Origin of the sequence: Spiroplasma diminutum CUAS-1, from assembly GCF_000439455.1 — a bacterium.
Classification (GTDB): Bacteria; Bacillota_I; Bacilli_A; order Mycoplasmatales; family Mycoplasmataceae; genus Spiroplasma_A; species Spiroplasma_A diminutum.
In genome coordinates this window covers 376,639-390,459 of record NC_021833.1, presented here as the reverse complement: position 1 = coordinate 390,459, position 13,821 = coordinate 376,639, and the positions used below count along the sequence as shown (strand labels likewise).

15 protein-coding genes and 1 tRNA gene are annotated in these 13,821 nt (G+C 24.4%); 1 reads left to right on the top strand and 15 read right to left on the bottom strand.

Going from position 1 to position 13,821, the window contains the following annotated elements:
* Window position 1: 1 nt before the first annotated feature.
* The 7 genes from SDIMI_RS01835 to rdgB all read right to left on the bottom strand — a co-directional run bounded on the left by SDIMI_RS01835 (window position 2) and on the right by rdgB (window position 7,331).
* A complete protein-coding gene (locus SDIMI_RS01835; RefSeq protein WP_020836287.1) occupies window positions 2–898 on the bottom strand; it encodes a hypothetical protein in 897 nt (298 codons plus the stop codon).
* A 212-nt stretch (window positions 899–1,110) separates the two neighbouring features.
* Complete coding sequence (locus tag SDIMI_RS01830; RefSeq protein WP_020836286.1) at window positions 1,111–1,473, bottom strand: hypothetical protein; 363 nt, start codon at window positions 1,471–1,473, stop codon at window positions 1,111–1,113.
* 15 nt (window positions 1,474–1,488) lie between these two features.
* Entirely contained in the window at window positions 1,489–3,156 is a 1,668-nt protein-coding gene (locus SDIMI_RS01825; protein ID WP_020836285.1) for a vWA domain-containing protein, read from the bottom strand.
* Between the two features lie 19 nt (window positions 3,157–3,175).
* On the bottom strand, window positions 3,176–4,720 hold the full coding sequence (locus tag SDIMI_RS04445; RefSeq protein WP_020836284.1) for an AAA family ATPase: 1,545 nt from the start codon (window positions 4,718–4,720) through the stop codon (window positions 3,176–3,178).
* A 66-nt stretch (window positions 4,721–4,786) separates the two neighbouring features.
* Window positions 4,787–6,154, bottom strand: coding sequence for a DEAD/DEAH box helicase (locus SDIMI_RS01815; RefSeq protein WP_020836283.1), 1,368 nt, complete (start codon window positions 6,152–6,154; stop codon window positions 4,787–4,789).
* A gap of 40 nt (window positions 6,155–6,194) precedes the next feature.
* Window positions 6,195–6,713, bottom strand: coding sequence for a tRNA (cytidine(34)-2'-O)-methyltransferase (locus tag SDIMI_RS01810; RefSeq protein WP_020836282.1), 519 nt, complete (start codon window positions 6,711–6,713; stop codon window positions 6,195–6,197).
* Between the two features lie 12 nt (window positions 6,714–6,725).
* Window positions 6,726–7,331: an RdgB/HAM1 family non-canonical purine NTP pyrophosphatase gene (gene rdgB / locus SDIMI_RS01805; protein WP_020836281.1), complete on the bottom strand. Its 606-nt coding sequence runs from the start codon at window positions 7,329–7,331 to the stop codon at window positions 6,726–6,728.
* A 62-nt stretch (window positions 7,332–7,393) separates the two neighbouring features.
* On the opposite strand from rdgB, the gene SDIMI_RS01800 reads away from it, so the two are divergent.
* The gene (locus SDIMI_RS01800; RefSeq protein WP_020836280.1) at window positions 7,394–8,185 is read left to right on the top strand and encodes a phosphotransferase family protein; all 792 of its coding nucleotides are present in this window, start codon (window positions 7,394–7,396) and stop codon (window positions 8,183–8,185) included.
* On the opposite strand, the gene SDIMI_RS01795 is transcribed toward SDIMI_RS01800, so the two are convergent.
* The 8 genes from SDIMI_RS01795 to truB all read right to left on the bottom strand — a co-directional run bounded on the left by SDIMI_RS01795 (window position 8,182) and on the right by truB (window position 13,766).
* Window positions 8,182–8,886 carry a DxFTY motif-containing membrane protein gene (locus SDIMI_RS01795; protein ID WP_020836279.1) on the bottom strand — a complete coding sequence of 235 codons (705 nt, stop codon included), beginning with the start codon at window positions 8,884–8,886 and terminating at the stop codon, window positions 8,182–8,184. The two genes, SDIMI_RS01800 and SDIMI_RS01795, sit on opposite strands and share 4 nt — an antisense overlap.
* Before the next feature lie 67 nt (window positions 8,887–8,953).
* Window positions 8,954–9,027 (bottom strand) — tRNA-Gly (locus SDIMI_RS01790).
* An 88-nt stretch (window positions 9,028–9,115) separates the two neighbouring features.
* The gene (locus tag SDIMI_RS01785; RefSeq protein ID WP_020836278.1) at window positions 9,116–9,868 is read right to left on the bottom strand and encodes a MurR/RpiR family transcriptional regulator; all 753 of its coding nucleotides are present in this window, start codon (window positions 9,866–9,868) and stop codon (window positions 9,116–9,118) included.
* A gap of 35 nt (window positions 9,869–9,903) precedes the next feature.
* Window positions 9,904–10,824 carry a tRNA (adenosine(37)-N6)-dimethylallyltransferase MiaA gene (miaA, locus tag SDIMI_RS01780; protein WP_020836277.1) on the bottom strand — a complete coding sequence of 307 codons (921 nt, stop codon included), beginning with the start codon at window positions 10,822–10,824 and terminating at the stop codon, window positions 9,904–9,906.
* A gap of 196 nt (window positions 10,825–11,020) precedes the next feature.
* On the bottom strand, window positions 11,021–11,572 hold the full coding sequence (locus tag SDIMI_RS04440) for a hypothetical protein (RefSeq protein WP_020836276.1): 552 nt from the start codon (window positions 11,570–11,572) through the stop codon (window positions 11,021–11,023).
* Window positions 11,573–11,722: 150 nt separating this feature from the next.
* Window positions 11,723–11,989 carry a 30S ribosomal protein S15 gene (gene rpsO, locus SDIMI_RS01770; RefSeq protein ID WP_020836275.1) on the bottom strand — a complete coding sequence of 89 codons (267 nt, stop codon included), beginning with the start codon at window positions 11,987–11,989 and terminating at the stop codon, window positions 11,723–11,725.
* A 132-nt stretch (window positions 11,990–12,121) separates the two neighbouring features.
* On the bottom strand, window positions 12,122–12,850 hold the full coding sequence (locus SDIMI_RS01765) for a nucleotidyl transferase family protein (protein ID WP_020836274.1): 729 nt from the start codon (window positions 12,848–12,850) through the stop codon (window positions 12,122–12,124).
* Window positions 12,843–13,766 carry a tRNA pseudouridine(55) synthase TruB gene (gene truB / locus SDIMI_RS01760; RefSeq protein WP_020836273.1) on the bottom strand — a complete coding sequence of 308 codons (924 nt, stop codon included), beginning with the start codon at window positions 13,764–13,766 and terminating at the stop codon, window positions 12,843–12,845. The genes SDIMI_RS01765 and truB overlap by 8 nt, the downstream gene beginning before the upstream one ends.
* Window positions 13,767–13,821 lie beyond the last annotated feature (55 nt).

Genomic DNA, 13,821 nt, shown 5'->3' with positions numbered 1-13,821 from the left:
TCTATTTATTTTTTCTTATTATGAAATATGATGCAATACCTAAAGGTAAGACTATTAAATTCATAAATCATAAAATTACAGCTGCTCTTAAAAGATTCAAGGTATCTGTAAAGTTAGGTCAATGTAAGTCATCTACTGTCACGTATCTAATTTCTTCATTTTTATCTAAATTTTTATCCATAAATGGATTTGTTAAACTCATAGCAAATTTAATTGAATCAATTTGAGTATTTAAAAATCAAACCTTATTGTTAACAATCTTTGTCCCTATTGAACTTTTAATTTTTATACCATTTAATCCAGGACCACTATATTTCATTTGTGAATCATAATCTTCTTGATCAAGAATTGTTTGTTGCTTTAATGACATTTCATATAAGTCTTTAGAAAAAATTTCATTTAATCCATCTTTTCTAAAAACTCATTGAATTCCAGTATTTACAAAACCAAATGAATGAAATTCTTCTGCAACACTTTTATCAAATTCAATGAAATTTAATCCAATATCATATAAATCTATTTGTTCTTTATTTTCAACTCTTTTTGCTCAATGCTGTTCATATCATTCATCAGAAAAAGTAGAAAAAGCATTATAAAATTCACTTTTCTCTTCTGAATCTTCAAAGTTTATAGTAGATAATGCATCTGCTTTAAATGATGGCTTTATGACATTTTCCATCATTTCCTCATATAAAATATGATCTGGATTAAAAACATATTTTCCTTTAGGCATAATTCTTTTTATTTGTTTTTCTACACTATTTATAAAAGAAAGTGATTCTACTCCAATTCCAGGAATAATCATTAAACTTGTAAATACAGTAAAAAAACTTGTTAAAGATAAAATCAAAATTAAAAACAATTTTTTAGTCTTCTGATTGACCGTACTACTTTTCATTTTTTCCTCCAAATTTAATTTAATAAAAATTTTATTAAATATTTTATGTTATTGCTAACATTATTTGTATTGATTATTTATAAATATTATCATATTTAATTAAAATCTAAAATATTTATGAAACTCTAAAATATTTTTATATTTTTAATAAAATTATTATCAAATACTAAAATATTTTTATTTTTAGAAAAAAAAAAAAAAAAAAACCGAAATTACTCAGTTTTATAAATTTCTAAAATTATGTTAAAAGAATTAACAACAATACCACTTATTAATCTTCCTTGATGTCTTTCAAATTTATCATCAACTGCATTAATCATAATAGAAGATTCTCTATTATCTACTAAACCATTAATATTTGTAACAGTTACTAAACCCTCTTTTAATATTTTTGATAAAAAGAAGGGATCTACTTGTGCAAGTACTCCATATTCCATTCTTTGCAAATAACCATAACCTGTTATTTTTGCATCAATTAATTTATATTCTCTTACAATATTTTGGATTTGTTGTTCAATATCTTCACCACTCTCAAGATATACAACAAGTAAATTTGATTTCTCTTTTACTAACATTTTCTTCTTCTCCTATTAAGATTGTGATTCTTGTTTTTTCTTTTCTAATTCCTTTAATTTTTCTTTTTGTTTTGTAAGTTTTTTTGCTTTTGGATCATTCAAATGCTTTTCTCTAAATCGTTTTTTATCTCTAATAGAGTTTAAATTATTTATTTGTTCATCTCTATAAGCAACTTCTTCTTCTTTTAATTCTCTTAAATCTCTTAGTGTTTCGTTAAGTGATTTAACAATTTGATTTGTTGCATAAGGATCATTTGGATCATAGTACATAACATTATCAAATATTTCTTGTGTTTCAACATTTGGCATTGTACCAATTACAAGTGAATGAAATCTATTATAATTATCCTTTAAATCAGCTATTTTAACTCTAGTTGAATTTGGAAGAGAATCCATTATAAAGTCAGAAATAAATAGTAGATCTGCTCTTTTAAAATCTTCTGTATGCATTTTTTCAATTACTTTTTCAAAAGCAGGTTTAGCATTTGTTTTTCCATAAAATGATTTTGCTAAAAAATCTAACATTTTTTGGATATTTACATTTCTTCCATTAATAGTAAATTCATCTACATGTTGATTTGCAAAATTTACAAATACTAAATCTCTATATTCTTTAAGTGCAACTTTCGAAACAGCTATTGCAAGAGCTTTTGCAATATATTCTCCTGCACCTTCCATTGAACTTGAAGTGTCAATACAAATAATAAATTTACCTTGTTCTAAAGGGATCGGTGCTTCATATTCAACTTCTTCTATCTCATGCTCAATTATATTTTCATTAGATTCAAATAAAAAAGTTTGTAATTGTCCTTCAACAAATTTTTTATAGAATATAATTTCTAAATCTTCATCAAAAAGATTTGCAAATTCCATTGGTAATAATCTCTCCAGGTCTTTTGAAACAGTTAATCCTACAATTTCTTCTGGGTTATATGGTAATTTAACTTGAGTTGGATATGTAACTACTTGCTCTGTAATATTTATTTCCATTAAATCATCTTCGCCATTTAATCGACCCAACATTTCAGCGATCATTAAAATTGATGGATCTTTATATAAATATTCTGCAAACCTTGAAATTGATTCAATATTTTGATTTTTCAATTCATCTTCAATATTTGCAATTTTTCCAAAAACATCATACATTGTTTTATATATTTTTGCATATTTTCCATAATTTTTAATAATTGAATAAATTTCAACCAAATAGTTATATCTTAAATCTTCAATTGCTTTCATTCTATAATCAACAATTCTTTTTGTTAACATAAATGTTCAAGTTCTAAAAAAATCAGTTAATCAATCTCTTCCTTTAAGTTCTAAATAACCGTTTTCAATTTTTCAATCCATTGTATCAATATACGTAGAAAATGGCGAGTCAAACTCAACCAATTTACCTTGTATTAACTTTAGATTTTGTGCAAAACTTACTTCATCATATCTATCTGAAATATAATTGTAATAAATAATTTCTTTTCTAATAGGTTCAGGAAGTTTTATTTGTTTTATTACTGATAAATTTGAAGCTGAATAAAAATTATTAATTTTATCATCAAGTTGTTCAGCTGCATATTCATGATCTTTTTTAAATGCTAAAAATTCACTATTATGTATATCTTTTCTTCTAAGTTTTTCAATTTCTCTTTTGATTTCACTTATTGGTTTTTCTAAATCAAATTCCATAATAGTTCACCCTCTTTAATTACATTTCTAATTCAAATTCTAAGTTATCAATTGGACTATCTGAATCATCAACATTTTCAAGTTGTGCTTCTTTTTCTAATTGTTTTTTAGTTTTAGTATCAAAAGCCTCTGCAATTTTTTCATTATAGATATCTTCAAAGAAGATACAATTCATATTCATATATTTTTTATATTCTTTAAACATTTTTGCAGACAGTTCCTTGTATTTAGTTTCCAAGTCAATTATAGTATCTGCTAAATTATTCATTTGTTCATTAAATTCATTTGGACTATCATTTTGAACTAAATATTTCTTATTTTCATTCACAAATAAAATTTGATCAGATTTATAAGCTCTTACTAATGTCTTTTGACTTCCTGCATATTTATTTAAATTTGGTCCAAAATGTAAATCAATTTCAAAATCTTCATTTGAAAGATTTCTTATTTTATTTCAATCTGCAGCAGATACAAAACAAACTTTGTAATCATCTCCACCATCAGTGAAGTTTATCAAGTAATAAGTTCCACCAATTGCTCCTTTAAATGGATCTGTATAAGGAGTTAATCTTAAGAATTGTGCTTCTATTTGACCAATTTGTGAGTTTATTGAATCAATTTGATTCATTAAATTTTTCTTTTCATTTCTTCATTCTAGTCCAAATTGTTCTAAAAATGCATCAAAGAATATTTTAAAGTATTGCTCTTCTTGCTCTTCATTGTCTCAAATACAATATGGAATTACAAATAAATCAGCTATATCAGTTTCTGCTCTACCATTATAAAATGCACTTGTTTTCATTAAACCAGATATTTTTTTTCAACGTCTATCTGAAATATATGCTTCACCATTAGTATCTCTTAATATTTTTTTTCTAAAATAATGAATGAAATCTAATGATTTTCTACTAATTCTTACTTGTTTTGATTGTTTTTTTCATATTTCTAATTCTTCAATTGAAATTTGAAGGTTTGGATCAACTTCAACATCTAATGATGATTCTCCATCCAATAATTGTTCAAAATTATCTTCACCTTTTAAACCTTCTGCAATAAATCTAATAATAAAACGGTCAAATAAAGCTTCTAAACCTTCTCCCTCTGCTGGAAGTTCGTTTGATGCAGAAATAAGTAGTTTTAATGGAACTTTAATATCTGTTCCACCATTTCTAAAGATTTTTTCATTAATAATTGTAAGCAATGTATTTTGAATACTTGGTCCAGCTTTTCAAATTTCATCTAAAAATCCTACATTTGATGCTGGTAAGTAACCATCAACAACTCTAACATATTTACCTTCTTTTAATAATCTCAAGTCAATAGGCCCATAAATTTCTTCAGGTGTAGAAAATTTACTCATAAGATATTCAAAATTTGTTCCATTTTTAATTGCAAACTTTAATCTACGTGAAATCAATGATTTGGCAATACCTGGTTTTCCCAAAAGAAAAATAGACTCTTCTCCTAAAAGAGCTAACATTGCTAATCTAAATATAGTTTCTTTTTCATAAACTTGATATGAAATTTCTGATATTAATTTTTTAATTCTTTCTGTGATATCCATAACATTTTTCCCTCTAATACTTATAATTATAAAACATTAAACATATATTTAAAACACTTGTTAATGTTAATTATCAAATAGTTCTTCTCTTCTTTTCTTATATTTATCCTTTTTGATTTTAGCAATTGACTCTTTAATATGTTTTCTTCTTATATCTTGTTTAACTTTTTCAACTTCTGCTTTTCTACGTTTTTTATATCCTGGTTTAACTTTTTTACCTTTATATTTATCAATAATCTTTTTAGTTTCAATATTTACAGGTAATGCTGCATTAAATTCCTTTTTTTTCTTAGTTGTATTAATTTCAATTAATTCATTATTTGCCAATTTAAAATTTGTAAATGAAATACCTTTTGACTTTAATTCATCAATTTGATGCTGATTTGTTGAATTAAACAACACATAACTTTGCCCTGAATATTGATTTCTTCCAGTTCTTCCACTTCTGTGAATATAATAGTCTAAATCTTTTGGTAAATCTACTGAAATAATATGACTTACTCCATCAATATCAATTCCCCTTGCAGCTACATCAGAAGCTACAATTCACTTAAACTCTCCACTTTGAATTCTCTTTTGCATATTAGTTCTTTGTCTTGAATCTAAATCACCATGTAATTCTCCTACATTTTTAATTCCAAATTCATTTAGTCAAGAAATAATTTCTTTGATTTGATCTTTTTTATTTAAAAAGATCATGCAAACATAAGGATTAATTGATTTTGTAATAGTTCTTAAAACATCCTTATTTTCTTTATTTTTTGTTCAAATAAGTACATGTTCAATATTTTTATTTGTTGGATTTGAATCTTTATTTTCAATAAATATTGAATTTGATAAATATTTTTGTAAGAACGGTTTTAATCCATTATTTATAGTTGCAGAAAATAAAGAAACATTAACATCTTTATTTATTTTTGAAAGCATAAAGTCAACTTCTTCAATGAATCCAAGATCAAAAATCATATCACATTCATCGATTACAACATATTTTGCTGTTGTAATAAATAAATTACCCTCTTCATACATTTTTTTAAGTCTAGTTGGGGTTCCAATTACTATTGTTGGTTGTTTTGTTTTAACATTTTGAATTGATTTTTCAATATCATCACCACCAACAAATAATTGAACTGTTCCCTTTTCATTAAACTTTAAAATATCTTTTGTATTTTCATATATTTGTCTTGCAAGCTCTCTTGTTGGAGTAACAATTAAACATTGAATTTTATTTGCTTCTTCATAATTTATATTATTTAAAATTGGCAATAAGAAAGAATGAGTCTTTCCAGTACCTGTGTGTGATTGAGCAATTACACTTTTATGCTTTTTAATAAGTGGAATAACCTTTTCTTGAATTTTTGTTGGATATATAAAATCTATTTCTTCTAATGCATCATTTATAAATTTTTTAAATCCTAAGTCTGAAAATTTCATATTATTCCCCCCATTTTCATACAAACTATATTATATATGATTAATCCCTATCTAGATAGTCTCAACCCTTCTCAACTTCAACTTTGGAAAGATCTAAGTAATCTCATTGTCTTAAAACTTCGTAAGTTGCAATTCCCACAGAATTTGCAATATTTAAACTTCTTCCATTTGCAACCATTGGAATTCTAAAACACTTTTCAATATTTTCCTTTAATATCTCTTTAGGAATTCCTGTTGATTCTTTTCCAAACATTATATAAATATCATTATTAATCTCTGTAAAATTAAAATCACTTATTGGTTTTTTACCATATCTAGTCATACAAAATATATTTGGATTCTTATTTTCTTCTAAAAAGTGATTTCAATCATCATATCTAATATATTCACAACCTTCAAAATTATTAGCACTACTTCTTGCAAAATTTCTTTTGTCAAATATAAAACCAAATGGTTCAATTAAATGAAGTCTAGCATTTGTTAAAGCACAAGTTCTCATAATAGCTCCAACATTATCTGCAATTTCTGGTTGAAATAATATTATATTAATTTTTCTCATTTATTTTGTCTCCTAAAAATATTTATTATCTTTCAAGTATTTTCTTAATTTATCTATTGATATTTTTCTATGTGAAATAGAATTTTTTTGTTCTTTTGTCATCTCAGCAAATGTTAAATCATAATTATTTGGTTTAAAGATTTTGTCATATGCAAAACCATTATTTCCAGTTTGACTATAAACTATTACACCTTCCACTATTCCTGTAAAAATTTCTTCAACTTCTTTTTCTTGATCAATAAAAGCAATCGATGAAGTAAAAAAGGCATTTCTTTGTTCATCGTTAAATAAGTTATTATCAACCATTTTATTTAGTAACATATCATTTATTTTAGATCAATCCTTTTCTGGTTTTGCTCATCTTGCTGAATAAATTCCAGGAAAATTATCTAATGCAATAATACTAAGTCCAGAATCATCTGCAATTACTGGTCCTTCAATAATTTTTGATAAAGTTCTTGCTTTGAATAAAGCGTTATCTTCAAAAGTCGGCTCATTTTCTGGAATATCCAAAGTATCTTCTAAATCCATTAAAGTTTTTATTTGCATTTCAGGAATCATTTCTTTAAGTTCTTTAATTTTATTCAAATTTTGTGATGCAAATCATAAAGTGTTCATAGTTTTGCTCCTTTTAAGTTCTAATTAATATTATAATATTTATGTCTTATGAGGTGAATTAAATGAAATTTGATGGATATACAAATAATATATTATTAGAAAACAATATTATAAAAAAAGAATCTATACAATTTCATGATGTCTATTTAGATAAACAAAATGAATATAATTTTTTAAAATTTTTAACAAATATTGATCAAAATATATTTCTTAAACCTGTTAATTTTTGTTTAGAAAAAAATAAATTATATTCAGAATTTGAATACTTAAAGGATTTTAAGTCACTTGAAAATCAACAGATAAATAAAAAAATAATAGATCAAGTAGTTAGTTCTATAATTCAAGTACAAGAAATAAATATTCAAAAATCTAATTTAAAAAAATTTGATTATAAAATTTTTATAAATAATTTTATAAATAATATAAAAAAACCTTTAATAGAATACAATGGTCATTTAAAAGAACTAAATGAATCAATTATTTTTTTAAATGAGCTACCAATTGTTTTAAGTCACAATGATTTAGTACCTGGAAATATTTTAATAAATGATAAAACATTAATACTTATTGATTATGATTACGTAATGTTAAATAATAAATTTTTTGATATTGCAAGTTTTATTACTGAAACTTTGAATGACAACGAAGAAAATATTAAATATTTTATTGATCAATGTATTTTTAAAGGTCTTATTTCAAATAATGAATTAGAAATATTAAATAAAGTTATCAAATATCAAGATCTTCTTTGAACACTTTGAGCAAATTTTATGATTGAAAATAATCAAAACGAAATTTTTAAAGATATATTTAAAAATAAATATAATAGATTAAAAAACAGAAAGATTTATTAGTCTTTCTGTTTTTTTTGTCTTAGTTTTTCTTCTTTTTTATCTAATTTGGAATTAATATTCTTCCTTTTTTGTTCTTGTTCTTTTTCTTGTAAAACTAATTCCCTTTTTATTTTTTCATCAAGTTCTAATTTAAACTTTTCTAATTCCTCTTGTTTAATTTGTTTCTTTAATAAGTAATTTTGATATCTTTGAGCCTTTATTAATTTATTACTAGGAATAACCTCACCCTTTTTAAAAGCTGCTAATGTAATTTCATAATTTTCATTTCTTTTAATCTCATTATTTCTAAATAGAACACTTATAAAAACAAATAAGGGCGTAAAAATAATAATAGTTGCTAAAATTCCTATGAATCTTATAAATATTCAAAGTGTAGTATTTTTTGAAAAGCTACCAAATAAAATAATAGTAATTAATACTAAAGTTATTAAACAACTATATGTAAATAAATCTGATTCATGAATTTTTAATTTATACATAAATAATGTGATCAAGAATGTATAAAGAAAAAACATTGTACAAATTAAAGAAACATATCCTAAATTTGGATTTGGAAGTTTACTTATAAGAGAAAATTCAAAATCATAACCAACAGTAAATCAGATTAATAATCCTGGAATTAAAGATTCAATCATTATAAAAATTAAACTTTTAAAAAATGGTGTTCTTATTTCATTAAAGTTTTTTAATTGATTATTCATAAAGTTCTCTCCTTATAATGCTAATTATAAAATAAAAAAATCCCTTTAGGGATTTGAATTTTCTTAATGGAGCGGGTGAAGGGAATCGAACCCTCACAGTCAGCTTGGAAGGCTGAAGTTCTACCATTAAACTACACCCGCGAATTAATTACATTAATAAATATATATAATTCATTCACAGATGTCAATACTTTTAAAATATTTTTTTATTATTTTCGGTTTTATATTCTTAGTTTATTTTTTCACTTAAAGAAAAAAATAACGATATCAACGCATAACATCTATATTTATAGAAAAAGTTATTATCTTGAAAATCTATAAGCATATGTTTTTGCTCATTTATTTCAGGAAGTTCTGATATATTACTTGGAGTAGTTATAACAAAAATTTCATTTTTTGCTTTTATTAAATATTCTAAAGCAATAACTGTTGTATCAGTATCTCTTCCTGTTAATAAAACTATTATAAGTTCATTATTAAATTCTAAGTGTTTCCCGACTTCTAAGTTTATAGAAGTATCAATTATTTTTGTCTGAATTCCCACATTCGTTAATACATCTTCTAAAAACTTAGCAGGATACATTGATTGATACGATGGACATATCCATACTTTCCTTCTATCGTTAATTTTGTTAGCTAAATCATAAAGAAAACTATCATTTTGATTTACTCATGCATTAACAGTTGATCTCATTCCTGTTAAATCACTTTCATTCTCCACATTTGCTTTTGCTTTATTTTGCATAACACTTTCATATTCGACTTTTAATCTTATTGATAACTCTTTATAACCTTCACATAAGCAAGCTTTTGCAAATTGAGTTGCTGTTGCTAAAGAAACAAAGCAAGTTTTACTAATCTCACTTTGACTTTTGAAAACTCCAACAGATCAATCAGTAAGAATTTGTCTTCCTATTAATTTGAAAGTAGTATTTTTATTGTCCTTAATTAAGTTCTCTACACGTTCGTAAACAGACAACATTATTAAGTCTCCTAACTTGTATTCAATTTTAAAAACTAAATATTTGATTTAATATATTCTATAATTTGACTTGATATGTAGTCAAAATCTTCATAATTATGTTCAAATCATTTAACATTACTCAATTGATTTTTAAATCAAGTTAACTGTCTTCTTGCATAATGCCTATTATTTTTTTGCATTAATTCAATACATTCTTCATAAGTTATTTCCTTTTCAAGAAAACTTATAATTTCTGGACCTCCAATGCACTTTAAAGACTGGGCATTTTTATTAAAATTATTAGCCTTATAAGCTAATTCAATTTCTTTAAATAATCCCTTTTCTACTAAACTAAGTACCCTATTATTTATTTTACTATATAATTTTTCTCTTTGGGAACTTATTCCAATAATTAATAAATTCTTATAAATATACCTTTTATTATCCTCTATTATCTTACTTTTTTTAAAACCGCTTAGTTCAATAATTTCTAACGCTCTTATAACTCTATATCTATTATTAGGATGAATTTTTTGAGCTTCCAATTCATCTTTTTCTTTTAAGAGTTTTCAAATTTCTTCATTTGATAAGTTTTCAAATTGTTTTTCATAATTTTCAATATGATCATTACTACTAAAATTATAGTCCATTAAAACTGCATTTACATACAATCCTGTTCCGCCAACTATTATTGGAGTTTTATTATTTTCTAATAAATTATCAATAATTTTTCTTGCATCACTTTGAAAATCTGCAACAGAGTATGATTCATTTACATTTTTTGTTGATAATAAATGATGCTTGACTCCCTGCATTTCTTCATTAGTAATTTTATTTGTTGCTATATCTGTTCCTTTAAATATTTGAGTTGAATCCGAATTAATGCACTCACCATTAAATTCCTTTGCAATTTTAATTGATAAATCAGTTTTACCACTTGCAGTAGGTCCAACTATTACTATTATTTTATTCATAATTTTACCTACTTTCTAAAAATTGACAAAAAAAAATATTCCCACCCGCTATAAAATGCATGAGAAAGGAAATACTTATTTATTGAGCGGTCTTTAATATCTCACGCAAACATAAAGAATAACAAATATTCTTGGCGTCCCTAAGGACAATATTATTATATAATAAAAAAACCCTACTTATAGTAAGGTTTTTTTATTATTTTTTTCCTACAGTTGATCTAATTTGTATGTTAACTTTTTTAGGTTCAACTATTGATGGTTGGAATAAAACTGTTTTTCTTGTTTTACTCAATTGTAAACCAGAAATTTTAGTTTCTTTCTTTTGATTGAAAAGACCTGTAACGTCTCTTCCACCTGTAACAACAGCTACTCAGTTTTCGTTTACTTTACGTTTAACTTTTGCATTCATTCAATGAAGAGCAACAACGTTATTTACGTCATCTTTTTCTCCATCTGGATCAATTAAACTATATACTCAACCAAATTCTGAAGCTTGACCGTATTCATTAATTTTAATAATTGCTCCAGCAATGTCTTGTCTATAAATAGATGCATTTGTTGCTGAAACTGGATCTGCTTTTTCTCAGATAAATTTTTCTTGTCCATCGCTCAATTTAATATCTTTGTTAATAATTTTTTCTGGCTTTGGATCAGTTGATTTTTTTCTTGTTTGAATATGTTGTGCTCTGTTTTTATTTGAAGCAGCTCTTTTTACTGCTGCTTTTTCAGGTTTTTTTGCAGTTGCCATATAGTAACACCGTCTTTCTAATGAAAAATAATAAATTTTGATAAAGAGTTATTTCTTCTTACCAAAATATGATTTTATTATACATTATTTTTGAAAGGTTATCTACCTTGTAGGTCGCTATCTTAAAAAAAATAAAAAGTAAAAAACTTTTTATTTTCTAATTTTTAATTTTTCTATAACTGCTTTATATCTTTCAACATCTTTTTTCAATAAGAAGTTTAATAAGTGTCTTCTTTGAGCAACTTTTTTTAATAAACTTCTTCTTGAAGTAATATCTTTTTTATGTAAGTTTAAGTGCTCTGTTAAATTTTGAATATCTTGAGTTAGAATTGCTATTTGAACTTCTGCTCTACCTGTATCTTTTCCATTTGCTCCATATTCTTTAACAATATTTTCAATTTGTGTTTTAGAAACCATTTCTAAATCCCCCTTTTAATTCTTGATTGAAATTGTTTTAACAAAGAAGTGATTCAGGGTTAAATCAAATCAGCGATAAAACATCAATACTTAAAAAGTATATCAAAAAAAAGTAATATTTTTTCCTGTTTTTTAAATAAATTCAATATCAACTAAATCTTGATCAATATTCAATGTTGTTAAGTTATTTTTAAAATCTAATTCATATATGTCTTTATTTATTTTCACACTATAAGTTCCATTTTTAATGATTATATTTATATCCAATATTTTGAATGTAGTATCTTCTTGTCTTTTCAAAGTCACATTATAATTATGACCCAAAATATTGTTAACATTTTTCATTATTCCATCAACTAAGTTATTTTTAATAAGAGTTGTAGATATCTCTTTTACTCTGTCAAATATTATTATATTTTCTTCTCCAAAAAATTCTTTTAAATAATTAACATTACCTTTACCTTGATAAGCAAATTTAAAATCACTTCCAACAACAATTTTATTGACATGCAATTTTTCTTTTAAAAATAAACAAAATTCTTTTGGTTCAACTTTAATTGTTTCCATGTTTATTTGAATTTCAAATAGGTAGTCAGGATTAAAATCCGATTCAATAAATTTATATTTTTTTTCTTTCAGTTGAATACTAGTTTTCTTTCCATCAAGAAAATCCTTAACCTTCTCAGAAAAAGTAATAATTGATCATTTTGTTTGATTTTCAAATGCCTGTCTTTTAACTTCTTCTAGAATTTTTTTATGCATTTTATGAACACCGTCAAAAAAACCAATACAAACAATATTGGTTTTTAAATTTAAATCAAATTCCTCCATATAGTTAAGAAAAGTATTTATTTTAATCATAATATCCATTCCTTTCAGCTTCTGTTAACTGATCAAATGGTATTTCATCTCATAGTCCCCTTTGACACTTATAAAGGTCATGAGCAATATGTTTATAAATTGCAATTACTTCTTTTTTATCATTAATTATAAACACTATTGGATAATTAATACCTGTTAAAGTAATTGCTTTACCCTGCTTAATATCTCTAACTCTATGATATTCGATTAATGGGTGTTCGTTTTGCATTAGTGCATCATACATTGAAATTAAATCAGTTTCTTGTAAGTTTTCAATAGTTTTTGCATCAGCTAATTTAAGCCCACCAGATGTTGTTCTTTCTAATTGTGATACTGTAGCAATTGTTTCTAAATCCTTTGCAAAATCTGAAACTAAACTTCTAATATAAGTTCCTTTACTACACCCAACACTAAGTTTTATTGTTCCTAACTTTTGATTAAAATTTAAAAGCTTACAAGAATTAATAGTTACTTTTCTTGGTTTTATAACAACCTCTTCATCATTTCTTGCATATTCATATAATTTTTTCCCATCAACTTTAATAGCTGAATAAATTGGTGGATATTGATCATAAATATAACCATTATATTTAGCAACTATTTGTTTAACTAAGCCTTTAGAGATTTTCTTATAGCTCTCTTCTTCTACAATATTTCCAGTAATATCTTGTGAATCTGTTTGTACAAATAATTTCATAGTTACTATATAACTTTTATCACTACTTAAAAGATAATTTGATATTTTTGTAGCTTGATTAATTAAAACAACCATTAAACCAGTTGCTATCGGATCTAAAGTTCCAGCATGACCAATTTTTTTAATTTTAAATTTTCTTTTAATTTTTTGGATTAAATCATTTGAAGTTATTCCTTCTGGTTTATTAACTAAAAGTATACCTGATTTGTCATTCATCATCTAATCCTCCTAAAAGTGTATATATCTATTATTACACAACTCCCTTTATTCCTAC